Genomic DNA, 18706 nt, shown 5'->3' with positions numbered 1-18706 from the left:
TGGGAGGGAGTGGACGCGCATGCACGAGGCAGGGGACATCACGATGCGGGTACTGGTCGCCGAGGACGAGGAGATCCTGGCGGAGCTGGTCGCCACCGGGCTGCGGCGCGCGGGTTTCGCCGTCGACACGGTGTACAGCGGTGACGCCGCCCTCGCCTACCTGGGGCTGCACGACTACGACGTCGTCGTCCTCGACCGCGATCTGCCGCGGGTGCACGGCGACGACGTGGCGCGGCGGCTCGTCGCCTCCGGCTCCCGGACCAGGATCCTGATGCTCACCGCCGCCGGTTCCATGGAGGACCGGGTCGCCGGGCTCGACCTCGGCGCCGACGACTACCTGGGCAAGCCGTTCGAGTTCCCCGAGCTGGTGTCGCGGGTACGGGCGCTGCGCCGCCGCAGCGCCCGCCCCGTGCCGCCGCAGCTGGAACGGCACGGCATCCGGCTCGACACCGTGCGGCGCACCGCCTCCCGGGAGGGGCGGGAGCTGGACCTCTCGCCGAAGGAGTTCTCGGTGCTCCAGCTGCTGATGGAGGCCGACGGCGGGGCAGTCAGCGCGGAGGAGCTGCTGGAACGGGCCTGGGACGCCAACGCCGACCCGTTCACCGGCGCGGTCCGCGTCTGCATGAGCAAGCTGCGCGGGAAGCTCGGGGAACCGGCCGTGATCCGTACGGTGCAGGGTGTGGGGTACGCGCTGTGAAGTGGCTCTCGGGGGCGCCGCACTCCAGGATCCGGGCCCGTATCGCGCTGGTGTACGGCGGGGTGTTCCTGATCCTGGGCGCGGCGCTGCTCACCACCGTCAACCTGGCCTCCCGGGCCGGCACGGACTCCCGGGCGCGTGACATCGCCCGCACCGCGGTCGTGGTCCAGCCCGGCTACGCGGTGAACGGTCCGCTGATCACCCGGCGCCGTCTCGGCCCGCCCACCGTCTACGACCTCACCGACAACGTCAGCGACGCGGCCGGGGACCAGCTGCTCGTGTGGTCCGTGGCCTCGCTGCTCGTCATGACGGCGTGCGCGGTCGGCGTGGGCTGGTGGACGGCGGGGCGGGTGCTGCGCCCGGTGCACGCCATGACCGCGAAGGCGCGGCGGCTCTCCGAGCACAATCTGCACGAGCGGATCGCGTCCAGCGGCCCGGACGACGAGCTGAAGGAGCTGGGCGACACGCTCGACGCGTTGCTGGCCCGGCTGGAGAAGGCGTTCGACAGCCAGCGGAGGTTCATCGCCAACGCCTCCCACGAGCTGCGGACCCCGCTCGCCACCCAGCGGGCCGCGATCCAGATCGGGCTGGACGACCCGTCCCCGGAGGATCTCGTACGGACCCGGCAGACGCTCCTGGACAACAACCGGCGCAGCGAGCGGCTCATCGAGGGGCTGCTGGTGCTGGCGCGCAGCGAGCGCGGGCTCGCGGAGGGCGAACGGGAGCCGGTGGACCTGGCGCACGTGGTGGCGGAGGAGACCGCCCGGCATCCGGGGGTGCGGGTCGGGGCCGGAGCCCGCGCGATGGTCCGGGGCAACCGGCTGCTGCTCGCGCAGCTGGTGGCGAACCTGCTGGCCAACGCCGTCACCTACAACGTGCCCGACGGGTCGGTGGACGTGTCGCTGACGGTGGACGGCGACGGGGCGCTGCTGGAGGTGCGCAACACCGGGCCGGTGGTGGACGCGGCGGACATCCCGGGGCTGTTCGAACCGTTCCGGCGGGGCGAGGGCCGGGACCGGATGGGGCGCGGTTCCGGCCTCGGCCTGTCGATCGTGCGGTCCATCGCACTGGCGCACGACGGTACGGTCACGGCGGTGCCGGGCCCCGGGGGCGGGCTCGCCGTGACCGTACGACTGCCGGTGGATCAGGCGTCGGGCGCCGGCTCGCGGTCGGCGAGCCAGGCGGGGAGCGCGGCGAGCACCTCGCGGTAGAACGTGCTGTCCGCGACCTCGCGGGGAGCGGGGCCGGCGTGGAAGAACCCGGCGTTCGGGGCGTCCAGCTTCCGCAGGAAGTCGAAGCCCTTGGCGTCCTGCTCGCCGAACGCGACGAACTGGAAGAACAGCGGCAGCCGGGCCGCGTCGGCCAGCGCCTGCCGGGCGGGCTGCTTGGCGTCCGGCGGGCCGTCCGTCTGGAAGATCACCAGGGCGGGACCGGTGGCCCCGGAGCCCTCGTAGTGGGCGACGACCTCCTCGACGGCGGCCTGGTAGTTCGTACGGCCGAGGCGGCCGAGGCCCGCGTTCAGTTCGTCGATCCGGCCCTCGTGGTCGGTGAGCCCGACGGTGGCGGTGCCGTCGATCTCCGTCGAGAAGAAGACGACGGGGACGGTCGCGTCCTCGTCGAGGTGCGCGGCGAGCGCCACGGTGCGGTCGCCCAGGTGCTGGGCGCTGCCGTCCTTGTAGAACGGCCGCATGGAGCCGGAGCGGTCGAGGACCAGGTAGACGGTGGCGCGCAGCCCGGTCAGCCCGTGCGCCTTGAGCCCGGCCTGGGCGGCCTTGTACGGGGCGACGAGGCCGGGGGCGCGCGACTTGACCCGGGCGAGGGAGAGGGCGGGCTTGGGGGCGGGGGCCGGGGTTTCGGCCACCGGAGTTTCGGTGGTCGGTGCCGGGGTGGGGGGTTCGGCGGCCGGGGTTTCGGGGGCAGGTTCGGGCTCGGGGGTGGAGGCTTCGGCGGCCGGGGCGGGCTCGGGGGCCGTGGGGGCCTCGGGCTCGGTGGTCCCGGCGGGCTCGGTGGCGGGCTCGGGTTCGGCCGCGAGGGGTTCGGTGGCGACGGGCTCGGGCTTGGCCGCGGAGGGCTCGGGTTCGGTGGGGGTTTCGGCCACCGGGGCGGACTCGACGACGGGCTCGACGGGCTCGACGGGCTTCGCCTCGGGCTCGGGCGTGGTCTCGACCTCGGGCCGGGTGGTTTCGGTGGCGGTCTCGGCCACCGGGGTCGGCTCGGGCTGTACGGGCGTCGCCTCGGGCTCGGGCTCGGGCGTGGTCTCGGGCTCGACCTCGGCCTTGACGGGAGCCTCGGGCTCGGTGGCCTTCGGCTCGGTGGCCTCGGTGGCCTCGGTGACCTCTGCCTCGGCGGGCTTCGGCTGGGATTCCGGCTGGGGTTCCGGTTCCGGTTCCGGTTCCGGCTTCGACTCCGCGACCGGTTCAGGTTCGGGTTCGGCCTTCGGTTCGGCCGTCCTCTCCTCCGGGGCCGAGCCCTGGGCCGGGACCGTGCGGGCGGAGGGCTTGTCGAAGGCGGCCGCCACCAGGTCCGAGGCCAGGCCGGTGCTGCTGTCGCTCTCGGTGGAGGGGGGTGAGGCGGGAGCCGGGATCGTGGCCCGGGCGGCCGGGGCGGGGTCGCTCACCGGGGCCGTCGCCGCTTCCGGCTCGTCCGCCGGTTCCGTGACCGGTTCCGCGACGGATTCCGCGGCGGGCTTCGACTCCGCGACCGGCTCCGCATCCGCGGGCGCGGTGCGTTCGGTCTGGGGCGGGACCGTGGCCGTCGGTGCGTCCTGCTCCGCGCGGTCACGGCCGAACACCTTGCGCAGCAAGCTCCGAATGCCCATGGGCGAGGCCTTTCGCGTGAGTTGGGTGCGATAAATGTCCGACCTGTGGGAATTGATCCCTGGCCAGGGCGGATACGTAAGGTTAGCGGCCGGATCAGGCCCTTCTTCGTCGGCACGGCCCGCCCTGGGGAAAACCGATGCGCGAACGATCGGCGAACGATTTCCCGCCAGGCCCTGGACGAGTCTCCGCCGGGTCGTGTGCGCATGTCGTGCGGGCCTGATGTGTTTCCGTTCAAATGTGCTGACAAAGCCCTGAATTGCCTTGTTAGCGTGAGCGGCCGGTGCACTTGACGTGAAGTCAGGTGCACCGTTGTCCGTTATTCGCCAGCACTGCCAAGAAGGGCCTTCACATGGGGAAACCCTCTCGTCGAACACGCCTTGGGGTCTGTGCCGTCGCGACCGGCGCACTGATTTCCGTACTCGCTCCGATGGCCGGTGCCACCGCCGTTCCGGCGGACTCCCGGCCGTCCGTCGCACGGGCGGCGGACGATCCCGTACCGGGCAACGAGGACATGCCGGACGACGGCTTCGACAACGAGCACGAGGGCGAGCAGGACGACTTCGCCGGGACGGGGACCGGAACCGCTCCGGCCGTCCCGAGGGAGTCGCTCGCCGCAGCCCCCGTTCCCGGCCGGGCCGCCGACTTCAAGTTGGCGAAAGGCAATGATATTTCCGGTCTTGTCGCGAAATTGGACGCCGGGCTGCCCAAGCAGGGGCTCACCGCGTTGATGGAGCAGGCCAACCGGCCCGCCGGCTGGGGGAGCGACTGCGGGACCACCGGTATCTACGGACCCGACCTGACCGCCGCCCCCCGCGTCTGCTGGAAGAACGACGACGCCACCTCCTCGGAATGGGTCCCGCAGGCCATCACCGGTGTGTCGGACGCGCAGGAGGACGAGGACTGGGGCACGTCCAACGCCGAGCCGATCGCCGTGGCCAGTTACGACGCGGAGAACCCGGGCCGCAGCGACTACCTCTCGGGCAAGGACAACTGCCTGCTGAGCTCGGCGGGGGACGCCTGCAACGAGAAGGGCATCCGGGTCAGCTTCTTCAACCAGGCCACCAAGACGTACCGCCACGTGCTGCTGGTCTGGCCGTACATGAACTCCAAGGACCACATCTCCTTCGACGCGCTGCACGCGCGCGAGGGCAAGTGCGTCGGCGAGGTGACCTCCTCCTGCGCCGCCCAGAACGGCATCCACGCCGGGGGCATGGTCTGGTACGGCAACTACCTGTACGTCGCCGACACCGCCAACGGCATGCGGGTCTTCGACCTGCGCAAGATCATGGACCTCGACCCGGACAACAAGGCCGACGTCGACGACCCCACGCCGGACGGCCTGACCAGCAACGTCACGGACAAGAAGAGGGTCGGCCGGCAGAACAACGTCTGGTACGGCTACGGCTACCGCTACGTCATGCCGCAGGTCGCCACGCTGAAGTTCACCACGGCGAAGAACGGCGGCAGCACCAGCAAGAACCAGTGTTACGCCACCGGGCGCCCGAAGGCCTCGTACATCTCGCTGGACCGCACCGGCACCGACCACATGGTCCTCGGCGAGTACTGCAACACCAACAACGGCGGCACGAGCCCCGGCCGGGTCGGCACGTACCCGATGGCCGATCTGGTGGCCGCGGTCGAGGGCGCCACCGGCACGACCGCCTCCGCCGACCTGGCCCACGGGCTGCCGACCGGCGGCACGTTCAACGGCGAGGCGCTGTGGCACAAGATCCAGGGCGTCATGCGGTACGAGGGCAAGTGGTACTTCCACCGCAGCAACGGCTACGACAACGGGCGGCTGCTCCAGGCCGCGCCGGGCACGGTCGGCGGGGTCGACCAGCTCGTCGGCAACACGAAGGTCCTGCAGTCGTCGTTCGGTCCCGAGGACCTCTACCTCGCGCACGGGCGCGGCGACGGCTTCGCGCCGAAGCTGTGGTCGCTGAGCGAGCACGCGCCGAGCAAGTGCGGGGTGTGCAAGCGCGAGCTGTACGGCTACAGCATGTCCGACGTCATCAGCAGCTTCGGCTGAGGCAGGGGGTCTGAAACCCGGGGCCGGGGACGGGAGACGGGGCGGGCCGGCGAACGATCCGGCCCGCCCCGTCGCGCGCCGCACTCGCACTACAGTCGGACCCATGGTTTCCGGTGAGGCGCCGCAGGCGGAGGGCAGCGTTCGGGTCGATGTCTGGATCTGGTCGGTCCGGCTGACGAAGACCCGTTCGCAGGCCACTGCCGCCTGCCGCGCGGGTCATGTGAAGGTCGCCGGTGAGCGCGCCAAGCCCGCCCAGACGGTGCGTGTCGGCGACGAGGTGCGGCTCCGGCACGCGGGCCGGGACCGGATCGTGGTCGTGGCGAAGATCGTGAAGAAGCGGGTCGGTCCGCCGGTGGCGGTGGAGTGCTTCGTCGACAACAGCCCGCCCCCGCCGCCGCGCGAGGTGGCGATCCAGGTTCCGGTACGGGACCGGGGCGCGGGGCGGCCGACGAAGCGGGACCGGCGCGAGATGGAACGGCTGCGGGGCAGCGGCCCCGCGGGCTGACCGCGGACCGGGCCGCCGCCCGCCCCGGTCCGCTCAGCAGCCAGGGGGTGGGCGCGCACCCGAGTCCGCCCTCCGGTCTCCGGTCTCTGCCCCGCCCCCGCCCCCGTTCCGGTCAATGCGTTCCTCCGGGTTCCACGTTCAGCTTTGGTAGCCCTCGACCTCGTCGGCCGGCCGGACCCTTGCGGTGGAGGGGTCCTCGCCGGACGCGCGCAGGGCGCGGCGCTGTCGCAGCAGGTCCCAGCACTGATCGAGCCGGACCTCCACGGCGTGCAGCCGGGCCTTCTCGTCCGGGCCGAGGCCCGACTCCCGCACGGAGCGGTCGCGGAGCTCGCGTTCCTCGGAGACGAGATCGCCGATGTCGTCGATGATGTCGTGTTCCCGGTCGTCCATGGCCTCTCCTTCGGGACGGGAGTACGGGGACGGGGGTAGGGACGGGAGCGGTCGGGGCCGGGCAGGGGCTCAGAGCACGATGACGGTCTTGCCGCGTGCGCCGCCCGTCCGGTTCCGGTCGAGGGCCTGCGGGGCCTTCTCCAGCGGGAGTTCGATGTCGATGGGCACGCGCAGGACGCCCTCGGCGGCGCCCGCCGCCAGCACGTCGAGCAGGACCGGGGTGGGTTCGAGCCGGAAGTCGACGCCGGTCACGCCCGGGGGCAGGGCGGCCCCGGCGGCGACGCCGTGCGGGGTGAGGGCGATGCCGCCGTCGCGCACCCGCGCGGCATGGGCGGCGAAGGCGTCCGGTGTGGTGGAGACCAGGTCGACGAGCGCGTCGACGCCGTCCGGGCAGGTCTCGCGCACGGCTTCGTCGAGGGGGTGGTCGGTGACGTCGATGGTGGTGGTGGCGCCCAGGGCGGCCATCCGCTCGTGCTCGGCGCCGCGCACGGCGGCGATCACATGGATGTCGCGGGCCGACGCGAGCTGGGTCAGATAGCTGCCGACGCCGCCCGCGGCCCCGATGACCAGCAGGCTCTCGTGGCCGCGGAGCGCCGCGGCCTCCAGGATCTGGGCGGCGGCCATCCCGGCGGACGGCAGGGCGGCCGCGGCCCGGAGGGGGAGGCCGGGCGGGACGAGGGCGATCGCGGAGTCCTGCGGCACGGACACGTAGTCGCAGTACGTGCCGCCGCCGGACGCGGCCCCGGCGATCCGGCCGAAGACCTGGTCGCCGACCCGGAAGCGGTTGTCGCCGGGGCCGATCATGTCCACCCGGCCGGCGAAGTCCACGCCGACGACCAGGGGGAAGACGCGGGAGGCGGCGGGGGCCCCGGGGGAGCCCCGCACGGTCTGCCAGTCGCAGGGGTTGAGTGCGGCGTACTCGATCCTGACCCGTACCTCACCGGCACCCGGCTCGGGCTTGGGCATCTCCACCAGCGCGGGGTCGGCCCGGAACGCGTCGACGGCTATGGCTCGCATGCGGAAGACCTCTCAGTCGTCCCCGATCCGGCAGTCATGGGAACCATTGTTTTTCGGCCCGCCCGGCCCCGCACGTCGAGCCCGCCCACACCCGCGTTCCGGGCCCGCCTGCTCCCGCACGTCGAGCCCGCCCGGCCGCTCCCGGGCCTTCACGGTCAGCCCTGCTCCCCCGGTCGTCCCGGCTTTTCCGGTCCTCCCGGTCCTCCCGGTCCTCCCGGTCCTCCCGGTCCTCCCGGTCCTCCCGGTCCTCCCGGTCCTCCCGGTCCTCCCGGTCCTCCCGGTCCTCCCGGTCCTCCCGGTCCTCAGGGTCCTCCGGGCCCTCCCTGTCGCGGGCCGGGGCGGTGGCGGGCGGTCAGGATCCGGGCGAGCACCGCGCACACCGCCACCGCGAGCCCGGCGGCGCACACGATCCACACCGTCGTGCGCAGCGAGGCGGTCAACGCGTCGTACACCGCCGCCGCCCCGTCCGCCTCGCCGTCGGGCACCTCGGACAGCACCCGGCCGCGGGCGACCGCGAGCACCGCGCGCAGCACGAGCGCCCCGAGCGCGAAGCCCAGCCCGGCCACCGCCGCGGCCGAGAGCGCGGCGGCCCCGGAGCGCCGGTGCCCCGGCCCGCCGCCGCGCGCCCAGGCCGCGGCCACGGCCAGGACGGCGAGCACGAGCGTGCCCACGGCGGGGAGGACGCCGCCGGCCCGCAGCAGCCGGAAGGACCGGCGCAACTGGTCGGCGCGGTCGGCGGGGACGAGCGTGATGTCGGTGTGCTGGACGGGGATCAGGTCGGCGAACGGCACCCCGTTGTCCACCAGGTTCTGCCGGATCTGCGCGGTCACGGGCGCCAGGTCAATGGTCACGGCCTCCCCGGTGTCGCCGTCCAGGGCGGCGGTGAGGGCCTCGTGGGCGGTGCGGTTGGCGGCGTTCCACGCGGTCCGGAAGGCGTCGGTGGTGGTGAACGACAGCACCGCCCGGTGCAGGAAGTCCCGCACGGTGGGCTGGAGCGGTCCGGCGTCGATCCGCTTCATCGCCCCGTCGGTGATGAGGTCGCTGACGGTCTCGCGCACCTCGGGGTCGGAGGCGAGCGGCGCGACCGCCTCGACGTAGCGGTCGGTGTCGTCGATCTCCAGGCCGACCCAGGCGGACAGGGCACCGACCGGCACGAGGACGGCCAGGACCACCACCAGTACCACCGAGAGGGCCGTCGCCAGGTGCGTCCGCATCCCTCCAGGGAATCGCGTGCGCGGGCGCCGCGCCCCGGCCCGTACGCCATCCGAGTTGCCGGGCGGCCCGGCCGGGTGTGCCCTGGAGGGAACGAGGGCGACGGAAGGAGATCTCCGCCATGGCCACACACACGGCGATGCCGGCCCGCGGACGGAGGGCGCACGCGCGCGGGCGCAGCGTGCTCTCCTGGGCCATTCCCGTCACGCTGGGCGCGGCGTACGGCCTCTACGCGTCCTTCATCCTCCGCAACAACGGCGCGAGCGGCTTCCGGCAGTTCTGGTACGGCCTGATCACCGCGGTGGTCCTCGCGGTGCTCTGCTACGGGCTGGGCCGGATCCAGCGCAGGCTGCTGCCCCTGGTGCGGGCGGTGGCCTACGGCGCGCTGACGGCGGCGGCGATCGGCCTGCTGGTCGGCCTGACCGATTCGAGCGTGCTGCGTTCCTCGGCGCTCGGGCTCTCGGTGGGGCTGGGGATGTTCGTCAGTGCGTTCTACATCTTCTACACCCACGAGGACACCCGGCCCGTCGGATGAGCGCGGGCGCCGCGCGCGTACCGCCGTCCGGTGCCTTCCGTCAGGTGCCTCCGTCAGGTGTCCTCGCCGCCCCGCTGTCAGCCGCCCGCCGGCAGCGGGGCGCAGGACGTCACGGCGCGCACCGCGGTGGCCCGGCCGAGGTCCGCGGTGACCCGGCCGGCGTCGGTCCTGAGCGTCATCCTGCCCCCGGCGGTGCGCAGCGGCTCCCCGCAGACCGTGCCGTCGGGGGTGGTGACCGAGACGCGCGGTCCCTCCTTCGGCGGCCCGTACCAGGTGATCCCCACGGCCGCGGTGAGCAGCGCGGCACAGCAGAGGGTGAGCGGCACGCCCCGGGCGAGGGCCCGGGCGGCGCGCAGGGCCTCGGTGTGGTCCGCGGCGACGTGGTCGAGCCGGAGCGCGTCGGTGCCGCCCGGGGCCGCCGGCCGGCCGTGGGCGGCGCGCAGCAGGGACAGGCCGCCCGCGGCGCCGCACAGGAGCGCGAGGAGCAGCACGGCGCCGACGGCGGCGGCGTACGGGGCGGCGAGCGAGCCGATGTCGCTGCGGCCCCGGAGGAGGCCGAACCCGACGAGTCCGGCCAGGAGCGCGGCGAGGCCGTTGCGCCAGGCCAGCGCCGATTCCCGGACCCGGGACAGCTCCCGGCGCAGCAGGGCGCGGTGGTGGCGGGCCGCGAGCCGGTCGGCCGGGGTCCCGGCCGGTCCCGGTGCGGCGCGCCAGGTCATCGCCGCTCCCTCTCCAGCAGGATGTTCCAGTACGCCCCGCAGCCCTCCTCGTCGCCGGGCCGGCCCGGGTGCTCGGTCCGGCAGACGCAGAGCACCGGCACCGGCACGAGCCTCGTGCCGGTGTGCCCGGACCGGACGACGCGCGGCGCGGACCGGACGACGGAACGGGTCCAGGTGTAGACCGTCGCGCAGTGGCAGCGCGGGCAGGTGCCGGTCAGGACGGCCCCGTCCCCGGTGGACTCGACGAGCAGGCCCGCGGTGTACGCGGCGGGGTAGCCGGGCTCCGTGACCTCCTCGTACGGGAGGGCGGACGCCCGTCTCGTACGGGCGGGGCTCGTCGGGGAGGCCGGCGGAGGAGCCGGCGGGGGGTTTCGTGCGGGCGGGGCGGGCTCGGGCATGAGGCGTCTCCCATGGGCGGGGCGGGGCGGCGGCAGACGTCGGTGGCGGATGGCGGTGGCGGACGCCGATGACGGACGTCGGTGGCGCGCGTCCGGTTTTCGATGCTGCCAGAGGGCCGGGCCGTGTTCCGGCCCGGCGGCCCCGGGGCGGGGCGCCGCAGGTGGCGCGGCGGTGTCCCGGCTCCGCCTGGCCCCTGAATCACCGCTGGTCAAAGGGGTGTTGTCCGGTTTCCGGTTGTTTGTGGGACGTATTCCGGCGGCTGCCGCGAAACGGCCCTGACGGCCGACGGTCCTGGGCATCATGTCCGCAACAGGGCCTCGTGCCGACTCGGGGGCACCGTGACCGTCCGAACGGGCGGTGGAGGGAGGGGCGTTGAACGACATCGACGACACCGGCGACAGCCGCGACGCCGGTCTGCGGGAGCGGGTGGCCGATGCGGTCCGGCGGTCGGAGGGAGCACGGTCACTGCCCGCCGGTTACGCCGTGCCGGCCGGTCCGCAGGGGGCGGAGCGCGACGTGCTGATGTCCGAACTCCGTTCTCTGGTAGCGGAGTTGGAGCAGGACCTGCCGGACGATCCGCTGCGGCAGGAGGCGACGGCCCGGCTGGGCGCGCTGACCGGCTCGCGGTGGGCGGCCGACGGGGAGGAGGCCGACCGGCACGAGGCGATACGCCTGCTGCGCGCGGCCCGCGCGTCCGGCCTCCTCGCACCGGACGACCGGCTGGGGGCCGCGCGCGAACTCGTCGTCCTGCTGCTGGGGCCCACGGTGCGCACCCCTCCGGGCCACTTCGACAACGCGATCGGCCTGGACGGGTTCTCGCTGCTGATGCAGGTGGGCAAGCCCGCGAGCCTCGGCGGCGCCGGCGTCATCGAGGCCCTTCCCGAGATCCGGCGGCTGGCGGAGGAGATCGGTGAGCAGGGCGGTGGGATTCCGCCCGGCACGCTCCAGGGTCTCTCGATGATGAGCGAGTACGCCGCGGCGCTGAACGGGGGCGACGTCCAGGGCCTGATGGCCATGTGCGAGAGCATGCTTTCCGGCGATCTCGGCCCGCCGATGCCCCCCGGCCCGCTGGGCTCCGTCGTGCAGACGCTGCTGCCCCTGGTGAAACTCGAGGCCCAGAGGACGGACGGGGGACCGAAGGGGAAACCGGCTCCTACGGACGGGAAACCGGACACTGCGGAAGAGGAACCGGTTTCTGCGGACGAGGAGCCGGCCGATGATCCGGCCGTTTCCGGGGGCCCGGGGGCGGATCAGAGGCGTCCGTCGGCCCTGTCGGCAGCGGACCCGGCCTCGGCCGTCTCCGTCCTGTCGGCACCGGACCCGGACGACAACCTGCGCGACGCCCTGGCCCTGCTCGCCGAGATGAACCGGCCGGGCGTGCTCGCGCGGGACGAGTTCACCGAGCTGCTGACCAGGCTGGGCGACCCCGGGCAGGGGGCGAATCCCGGTGATCAGGTCCTGTCCGCGCTCGGCGCGATGGGGCTCGGGATGCGCACCGGCCGCCCGGAGGAGTTCCAGAAGGCGCTGCGGCTGATCCGCGAGGCCGCGACGGCCGCGGGCCCGGACGACGACAAGATGGCCTGGATGGTGCGGGGCATGCTGCCCGGTGTCCTGGTCGGGGCCATGACGGTCGGCGGGAGCCTCCAGGACCTGGCGGAGGCGGAGGCGCTCCTGGAGGAGCTCCTGACGCCCGACGAGGGGACATGGGCCGGTTCCCCGCCCGAACTTCCGGGCCTGAAGGAGACATTGATGATCAATCAGTGTCTGCGGGTCCACATGAGGGCGGTCGAGGCCGAGGACGCGGAGACGCTCGAGGCCCTGGTGGGGGACCTGCTCGACATCCTGGACACCTGCGACGACAGCGAGTGGTCGTTCCTCCCGCTCTACGAACTGGGCGTGGTCCACCTCTCCCTCGCCGCGCTCACCGGCAGCGTCGACTCGCTGCGCAGCGCGGTGCACTACCAGGAACAGGCGCTGACGCGCCCGGACGTGCCGCTGCTGGCGCAGCCGATGCTCGACATGAGCTGGGCGCCGTTGCTGACCCTCAGCTCCTTCCTCGAACCCTCCGTCGAACGCATCCGGGAAGGCGTCCGGCGCACCCGGACGGCCCTGGAGGGCGTGCCCGTCATGGCCGACCAGCGGGCCCGGGCACGGAGCGCGATCGGGCTGGCTCTCGACGCGGTGTACGGCATGACCGGCGACCCGGCCGTTCTGGACGAGATGATCACCGAGCTGGAGTGCACCGGGGAGGAGCTGGAGGCGGCGAGCGGGGGGTCGGCAGCCGCCGTGGGCTGGCAGCTGGCCGACGCGTACGGGCGGCGCGCGGGAAACGGGGGGAACGACCTGGTCAGGGCGGTCGAGTGCGCCCGGCAGTCGCTGCGCACCACCGCCGACGACGTGCTGCTCCAGCAGGGCGTCCAGCACGGCCTCCAGGTCGCCCGGACCGGTGCCAGCCGTGCGCTGGCCGCCGCCGGCTGGGCGGTCCGCGCCGGGCGGCCCGCGGACGCGGTGGCCTGCCTGGAGGAGGGCCGGGCCCTGGTCCTCGGTGCTGCCGCGGCCTCCGCCACGGTCGCCGACCGGCTGGCGGAGCGCGGCGAGCACGAACTGGCCGGCCAGTGGCGCCGGGAGGCCGCCCGGGGAAGCACCGGCGCCCGTGCGGGAGGCAGCCGGTCGGAGCTGGCGGAGGTCGTGCTCGGCGAGTCGTTCGGCACCCCGGAACTGCCGAGCGCCCTGCGCCGCCGGGCCCTGGAACTGCTGCGCCCCGCCGGCGGGGAGGACGCCCCCGGGCGGATTCCCGACGCGTCCGAGCTGGTCGCCGCCGTCGGGCGGGCGGGGACCGACGCGCTGGTGTACCTGCTGCCGGGGCAGGGGGACGCGGACGGCGCGGCCGTGCTCCTGGCACCGGGGCGCGACCCGTGGACGCTGCCGCTGCCCGGTCTGTCGGCCGGGGGCCGGGCCCCGCTCGACGGCTATCTGGACGCCGCCGCCCGGCACGCCACCGCCCGGCGCGGGCAGCAGCGCTGGGAGGTCGCGCTGGACGAACTGTGCGCCTGGGCGGGCGAGGCCGTGATGGGGCCCGTCCTGGACGAACTCGGGCTGTGGGAAAGGGGACTCGCGGAGTCCGGCCTGACGGGCGGGGGCCCGGCGGAGCCCGTGCCGAACCCCGCGCCGGAGCCGGAGCCGGAGCCGGGGCCGGGGCCGGGGCCGGAGCCGGTCAGGCTGACCCTGATCGCCTGCGGGAACCTCGGTGTGGTGCCCTGGCAGGCGGCCCTGCTCACGGTGCCCCCGGCGGCCACGTCGGCCCCGGCCTCGGCATCGGCACCGGACGGGCGCCCCGTCACGGTCCGGGCGTGCGAGGTGGCCGTCCTCTCGTACACCGCGTCCGGCCGGGAGTTCGTCCGGTCCGTGGGCCGGGAGCGGCTGCCGGCCGACCTGGGGCAGGCCCTGGTGTGCGTACCGGGCTGGGACCTGGACGGGGCCGAGGACGAGGTGCTGGCCCTGGCCGAAACGTACTACCCGGGCGCCGCCCTGTACGGAAGCCTGATGACCGGCGAACCGGCCCCGGAGCCGCCCGAGGGAACCCCCGAAACGGTGCTGGCGCTGCTGGGCGCGGTCCCCGGCCGGGACGGTGCCGACCGCGTCGCCCTCGTCCACCTGGCCTGCCACGGGATGGCCGGGCCCGACCCTGCGGCCTCCGCCCTGGAGCTGGACCCTGCCGAGGAGACCGAACCGGAGTCGGGCCGGCTCACGGTCACCGCGCTGCTCGACGCCCTGTCCACCCGCGCGGAGGACGGGGGCGGCCCGCTGGTCGTGCTCAGCGCCTGCGAGACCGACCTCAGCACCCGCGACCACGACGAGGCGCTGACGCTGAGCACGGCCCTGGCGCACCGGCTGGCCGCCGACGTGGTGGGTTCCCGCTGGACCGTTCCGGACGTGGCCTCCTCGGTGCTGATGACCGTCTTCCACGACCGGCTCGACGCCGGGCTGGCCCCGCCGGACGCGCTGCGGGCCGCCCAGCGCTGGATGCTGGCACCGCCCGGCAGCCGACCGCCGGTGCGCGGTCTGACGCCCGAACTCCTCCGTGCGGCAGAGGAGTTGGACCTTTCGGTGCCGTTCGCCTGGGCCGCCTTCATCCACCAGGGCAATCCCGGACCGGCGGCCGTCCGGGCCGGTGGGCCGGGCGGGAAGGAGCCCGTACCAGTGAGAGGAGAAACCCGGAGATGACCCCCGACGCGTTCCTCGCCCTGCTCCACACCCACTGGCCGATGACCCTCGCCGCCCTCGACGGCGACCGGCGGGCACGGCTGCGCGACGGTCTGCGCGATCTCGCGGGGGCCGGTGACCGCAAGTCCGTCGAACGGGCCCTGCGCACTCTGCGGCAGCAACTGCGGGCCCTGCCCTTCGACCACCCGGTGGCCCGGGAGCTGAAGGTCACGGTCCGCTACGCGCCGGCCCCGGCGGCCCCGACCGTCGACCGGGCCCTGCTCGGCGAACTCCTCGACGTGTTCGCCGACCCCCCGCCCGACCCCGGGGAACTGCTCCGGACCGCCCACGAACGGCTGTGGCGGACCCCGGCCCTGGACCCGGCGGAACTCGCCCCGGAAGCCGCGGACGACCCCGCGTCCGCCGGTCTCATCAGGCTGAGCCGCTCCGGGGCCGGGGACCGTTACCCCCGCTTCCAGTTCGTGCCCGGCACAGCCGAGACGCGGCCGGTGGTGCGCCGCGTCAACCACATCCTGATGGCCGACAAGGACCCCTGGGGCGCCGCGGACTGGTGGCTCGGCGGCAACGGCCGCCTGGCGGGCGTCCCGGCCGAACTCATCGACACCGTTCCCGACGAGGACCTGACACGGGCCGCCCTCGAACTGGTGGGGGGCCGCTGATGGACCGGGTACCGCCCACCGGCGTCACCATGCGGCCCCTGCTGCGCGTCCTGCCCGAGGGCACCGAGCTCTGGCGCTGCCACGAGCACGCGTACGGCCCGGCGTCGTTCAACCCCAACACCGCCCACCCGTACTTCGGCGGCAACCGTTTCGACGCCACGGAACAGGACCCCTACCCCTTCCTCTACGCCGCGCTCGACCCGGTCACCGCCCTCTGCGAAGTCCTGCTGCGCTCAGTCGACTTCGCGGACCGCACGGCGGTGCGGCTGGTCCCGTGGGCGCAGGCGTCCCGGTACACGCTCTCGATGCTGCGCACCACCCGTGAGCTGTCGCTCGTCGAGCTGACGACGGCCGAGGGCCTGGCCGCCGTCTGGCAGGACTCCTGGCTGGTGGACTCCGAGGCCGCCGATTACCCGAAGACCCGGTACTGGGTGCGGCTGATGCGCGAGCACGCCGCCGAGGTGCACGGCCTGGTCTGGGAGTCGAAGCGGTGCCGGCCCAGGAGCGCGCTGCAACTCTTCGGCGACCGCTGCGGGGAGGAGCCGCTGGCCGCCGATCCGGAGGGCGGGCTGCGGCTCGACTCCCCCGAGGGCGTGGCCGAGGCGAACCGTCTGCTCAACCCGCTCCGGGCGGTCGTCTCGTCGCCGTGGCCGCCCTGAGGTCCCGTCACGGTACGGGGGTCAGCAGGGCCCGTCCCCCGTGATGCGTACGGTGCAGCCGACCCGGAGGCCCAGCCGGACGCGGTCCCCGTGCCGCAGCCGGTGCCGCTCGCCGGGCAGGAGGTGACCGTCGTTCACCCAGGTGCCGTTCAGGGTGCCGTCGGTCTCCTCGGCGACCCAGACCGTGCCGTCGGGGTCGACGGTCACACTGGCGTGCCGGCGGGACACCGTGGCCAGGTCCTTGAGCGCACCGGCCGAGGCGGGGGCCCAGTCCGCGTCCCGGCCCAGGCGCAGCGGTTCCCCGGGGCGCACGGGCAGGGACAGGGCCAGGGTGTCGAAGTGCAGCACCACGCGGGCACCGACCGGCACCGCACCCCCGTTCCCATTTTCGTCCCCGCCCCCGCCCCCGCCCCCGTTCCCGATCGGGGCCAGGCAGCGCGGACAGCGCGAGGTCCCGGACGGCACGAGGGCCGCGCAGCCGGGGCAGCGCACACCGGGACCGGCGGTGTCCGGGGGCGGCGGTGCCAGGACCGGCCCGCGCACCTCCTCCTCCGAGACGGTCACCCAGTCGTCGTCCCACTCGTCGTCCCACTCGTCGGAGCCGTCCCGGCGGTCCCGGTCTCCCCCGGCGTCCCCGAGCGGCGTGGTCACCGCTGTCCCGGTACGAAGGCGGAGGAGGCGGAGGACGCGGGAGACGCGAGGGAGGCGGGGGAGGCGTCGGTGCGGATCTCCACCAGGCCGTCGGCGCGTTCGTGGATCTCCTGCACCGAGACGGTCCAGCCCGCGCCGATCGCCGGGTCGGCGAACAGGACCCGGGCCAGCGGGTTGATCAGGTGGGTCTCCAGCGCCATGCCGATGCCCCGGCCGCCGTTCCACTGGTCGTGCGTGCAGTACTCGGTCAGCTGGGCCCGCGCGTGCGGGGAGAGTTCGAGCGAGATGTCGTGCTCGGCCAGCAGCTGGCGCCGGATGTTGTCGATCTGGAGCCGCATGATCCGTTCGGCCACCTCGCCGGAGATGAAGTCGAAGACCACCACGTTGCCGCCGAGCCGGTTCATCAGCTCGGGCCGGCCGATGACGTGCTCGAAGTGGCGCTTCACGTTCAGCCGCACGGTCCGGGCCAGTTCCCGGTACGGGGTTCCCGGGCGGACGATCCACTCCCGCTCATCGGTCTGCGGATCGGTGCGCTGCACCCCCAGGTTGGAGGTGAAGATCAGCACGCACTCGCTGAAGTACGTGGTGACGCCCTGCCCGTCGGTGAGCCTGCCGTCCTCCAGCACCTGGAGGAACTTGTCGAGGACCCCCTTGTCGGCCTTCTCGATCTCGTCGAACAGGATCACCCGGAACGGATTGGCGCGCACCGCGGTCGTCAGCTCCCCGCCCGCCTCGTACCCCACGTATCCGGGCGGGGCGCCCACCAGCCGGTCCGCCGAGTGCGAGGCGGAGAACTCGCTCATGTCGAAGCGCAGATACGCCTGGTCGCTGTCGAACAGCACCGAGGCGACGGCCTTGGCCAGCTCGGTCTTGCCGGTGCCGGTGGGGCCCGCGAAGAACAGCACGCCGCGCGGCCGGTGCCCCGGGCTGGTGGCCTGGGCGCCCGAGAGCCCCATCGCGGCCCGTTTGAGGATGTCCAGCGTCATGGAGACGGCCGCCTCCTGACCGAGCACCCGTTCCGGCACGGTGCGCTCGCCCTCGATGATCCGCTGCCGGATCTCGTCGCGCCGCCACGGGTTCTTCTCCACCCCCAGCCGGTACATCCGCACCGCGTCGGGCATGGCGTCGAACGGGATGCCCCGGGCGACGGCCAGTTCGAGGGACTGCCGCATGGCCCGCAGCGGCAGCCCGACACTGGCCCGGGCGAAGGCGTCCACCGGGTCCTTTCCGGTCGCCCCGCCGCCGGTGCGCGGCCCGTCGCCGTCCCCGTCCGAGGGCCCCCACCGGTCCCCGCCCGGCCCGGGGTGCTCGTGGCGCAGGAGCGCGGCCATCCGCCGGCGTTCGTCGGCGTCCGGGTCGGGCACCGCGATGGTGCGGATGCGTTCGCTGCCGGAGACCAGCCAGTTCGGCAGGTCGCGTTCGCCCTCGGCGAGCCAGATGACCGGGTTGAACAGCGGCGCGGCGCCGGTGCTCACGGACGACGGCGGCACGCCCGGCGGCAGCGGGACGGGCCTGGCCTGCTCGGCGAGTTCCAGGCAGGACACGAAGAAGTCGCGTTCGGACTCGGTGAGCCGGGTGACGTCGGTGGTGAGCCGGGCGGCGTGCTCGATGAGCAGGACGACCCGGAGGGGCTCCAGCGGACGGCCGTTGCCGTGACCGGCGCGCCGGTGCTCGGCCCAGCCCGTCACGATGCCGCGGAGCTGCGGCTCCATCTCCATCAGGACCGGCGGGCGGTGCCGGTCCCGGCCGCCGGACTGCTGCGTGACGCGCAGCAGTTCCTCGACCATCAGCTGTTCGGGGCCCGGCACGACGCGGAAGCCCCGGATCTGGTCGTAGCGGATCAGCGCCTGGTACCCCAGTCTGCGCAGGGCGTTCCACACGACCTCGGCCAGCGGGTGGTGGGCGTCCCGGGACCGGCGGTGCACCAGGTGGAGGTCCTGGATGTTGCCGTGCAGGACGTACTGGGAATGCACGCCCAGGGTGCTCGTGAGCTCCTCGACGAACAGCGGCACCGTGCGTTCCGGGGGCTCGGGGCGTTCCGGACGCTCCGGACGTTCCGGGGCGTGCTCCGTCGCGTCGTTCCGGCCCTTGACCAGTCGTGGGCCGTGGCCCGGCCGGTGCGTGCGGTCCCCGTGGGACCGGGTGTCCTCGGTGCCGTGGATGTCCACGCCGTTCCTCCGCATCCTCGTCC

General features: G+C 74.2%; 16 protein-coding genes. 8 read left to right on the top strand and 8 right to left on the bottom strand.

Translation table 11 applies throughout. The features are described from left to right. Window positions 1-43: 43 nt before the first annotated feature. On the top strand, window positions 44-697 hold the full coding sequence (locus OCT49_RS16715; protein ID WP_283855820.1) for a response regulator transcription factor: 654 nt from the start codon (window positions 44-46) through the stop codon (window positions 695-697). Then, the gene (locus OCT49_RS16710) at window positions 694-1908 is read left to right on the top strand and encodes a sensor histidine kinase (protein ID WP_283852691.1); all 1215 of its coding nucleotides are present in this window, start codon (window positions 694-696) and stop codon (window positions 1906-1908) included. The genes OCT49_RS16715 and OCT49_RS16710 overlap by 4 nt, the downstream gene beginning before the upstream one ends. On the opposite strand, the gene OCT49_RS16705 is transcribed toward OCT49_RS16710, so the two are convergent. After that, entirely contained in the window at window positions 1842-3515 is a 1674-nt protein-coding gene (locus tag OCT49_RS16705) for a VWA domain-containing protein (protein WP_283852690.1), read from the bottom strand. The two genes, OCT49_RS16710 and OCT49_RS16705, sit on opposite strands and share 67 nt — an antisense overlap. Before the next feature lie 428 nt (window positions 3516-3943). On the opposite strand from OCT49_RS16705, the gene OCT49_RS16700 reads away from it, so the two are divergent. Both OCT49_RS16700 and OCT49_RS16695 read left to right on the top strand, forming a co-directional pair. Further along, complete coding sequence (locus OCT49_RS16700) at window positions 3944-5545, top strand: hypothetical protein (protein ID WP_283852689.1); 1602 nt, start codon at window positions 3944-3946, stop codon at window positions 5543-5545. Between the two features lie 103 nt (window positions 5546-5648). Next, window positions 5649-6050, top strand: coding sequence for an RNA-binding S4 domain-containing protein (locus OCT49_RS16695; protein ID WP_283852688.1), 402 nt, complete (start codon window positions 5649-5651; stop codon window positions 6048-6050). Between the two features lie 138 nt (window positions 6051-6188). On the opposite strand, the gene OCT49_RS16690 is transcribed toward OCT49_RS16695, so the two are convergent. From OCT49_RS16690 to OCT49_RS16680, 3 genes are all read right to left on the bottom strand, one after another. Then, a complete protein-coding gene (locus OCT49_RS16690; protein WP_283852687.1) occupies window positions 6189-6440 on the bottom strand; it encodes a DUF2630 family protein in 252 nt (83 codons plus the stop codon). A 69-nt stretch (window positions 6441-6509) separates the two neighbouring features. Next, a complete protein-coding gene (locus tag OCT49_RS16685; RefSeq protein WP_283852686.1) occupies window positions 6510-7457 on the bottom strand; it encodes an NADP-dependent oxidoreductase in 948 nt (315 codons plus the stop codon). A 302-nt stretch (window positions 7458-7759) separates the two neighbouring features. Then, a complete protein-coding gene (locus OCT49_RS16680; RefSeq protein WP_283852685.1) occupies window positions 7760-8671 on the bottom strand; it encodes a hypothetical protein in 912 nt (303 codons plus the stop codon). 119 nt (window positions 8672-8790) lie between these two features. On the opposite strand from OCT49_RS16680, the gene OCT49_RS16675 reads away from it, so the two are divergent. After that, window positions 8791-9204, top strand: coding sequence for a hypothetical protein (locus OCT49_RS16675; protein ID WP_283852684.1), 414 nt, complete (start codon window positions 8791-8793; stop codon window positions 9202-9204). A gap of 77 nt (window positions 9205-9281) precedes the next feature. Here OCT49_RS16675 and OCT49_RS16670 read toward each other — a convergent pair whose 3' ends face one another. Next, window positions 9282-9923, bottom strand: coding sequence for a hypothetical protein (locus tag OCT49_RS16670; RefSeq protein WP_283852683.1), 642 nt, complete (start codon window positions 9921-9923; stop codon window positions 9282-9284). After that, window positions 9920-10321 (bottom strand): hypothetical protein, encoded by a 402-nt coding sequence (locus OCT49_RS16665; protein WP_283852682.1) that lies wholly within the window; start codon window positions 10319-10321, stop codon window positions 9920-9922. The genes OCT49_RS16670 and OCT49_RS16665 overlap by 4 nt, the downstream gene beginning before the upstream one ends. 373 nt (window positions 10322-10694) lie before the next feature. Here OCT49_RS16665 and OCT49_RS16660 point away from each other — a divergent pair, with 373 nt between their 5' ends. From OCT49_RS16660 to OCT49_RS16650, 3 genes are read left to right on the top strand one after another with little or no spacing between them, the layout of a single operon-like run. After that, window positions 10695-14546: a CHAT domain-containing protein gene (locus OCT49_RS16660; protein WP_283852681.1), complete on the top strand. Its 3852-nt coding sequence runs from the start codon at window positions 10695-10697 to the stop codon at window positions 14544-14546. Continuing rightward, a complete protein-coding gene (locus OCT49_RS16655; protein ID WP_283852680.1) occupies window positions 14543-15205 on the top strand; it encodes a hypothetical protein in 663 nt (220 codons plus the stop codon). The genes OCT49_RS16660 and OCT49_RS16655 overlap by 4 nt, the downstream gene beginning before the upstream one ends. After that, entirely contained in the window at window positions 15205-15864 is a 660-nt protein-coding gene (locus OCT49_RS16650; RefSeq protein WP_283852679.1) for an RES family NAD+ phosphorylase, read from the top strand. Before OCT49_RS16655 ends, OCT49_RS16650 begins: the two co-directional genes overlap by 1 nt. Window positions 15865-15885: 21 nt before the next feature. Here the strand turns inward: OCT49_RS16650 and OCT49_RS16645 are convergent, their stop codons facing one another. After that, window positions 15886-16515, bottom strand: a complete 630-nt coding sequence (locus tag OCT49_RS16645) for an FHA domain-containing protein (protein ID WP_283852678.1) — start codon at window positions 16513-16515, stop codon at window positions 15886-15888. Beyond that, a complete protein-coding gene (locus OCT49_RS16640; RefSeq protein WP_283852677.1) occupies window positions 16512-18698 on the bottom strand; it encodes an AAA family ATPase in 2187 nt (728 codons plus the stop codon). The genes OCT49_RS16645 and OCT49_RS16640 overlap by 4 nt, the downstream gene beginning before the upstream one ends. Window positions 18699-18706: the final 8 nt, after the last annotated feature.

The organism is Streptomyces sp. ML-6, assembly GCF_030116705.1.
Lineage (GTDB): Bacteria > Actinomycetota > Actinomycetes > Streptomycetales > Streptomycetaceae > Streptomyces.
The sequence above is the reverse complement of the archived record's forward strand: the minus strand, read 5'-3'. Positions and strand labels throughout refer to the sequence as shown.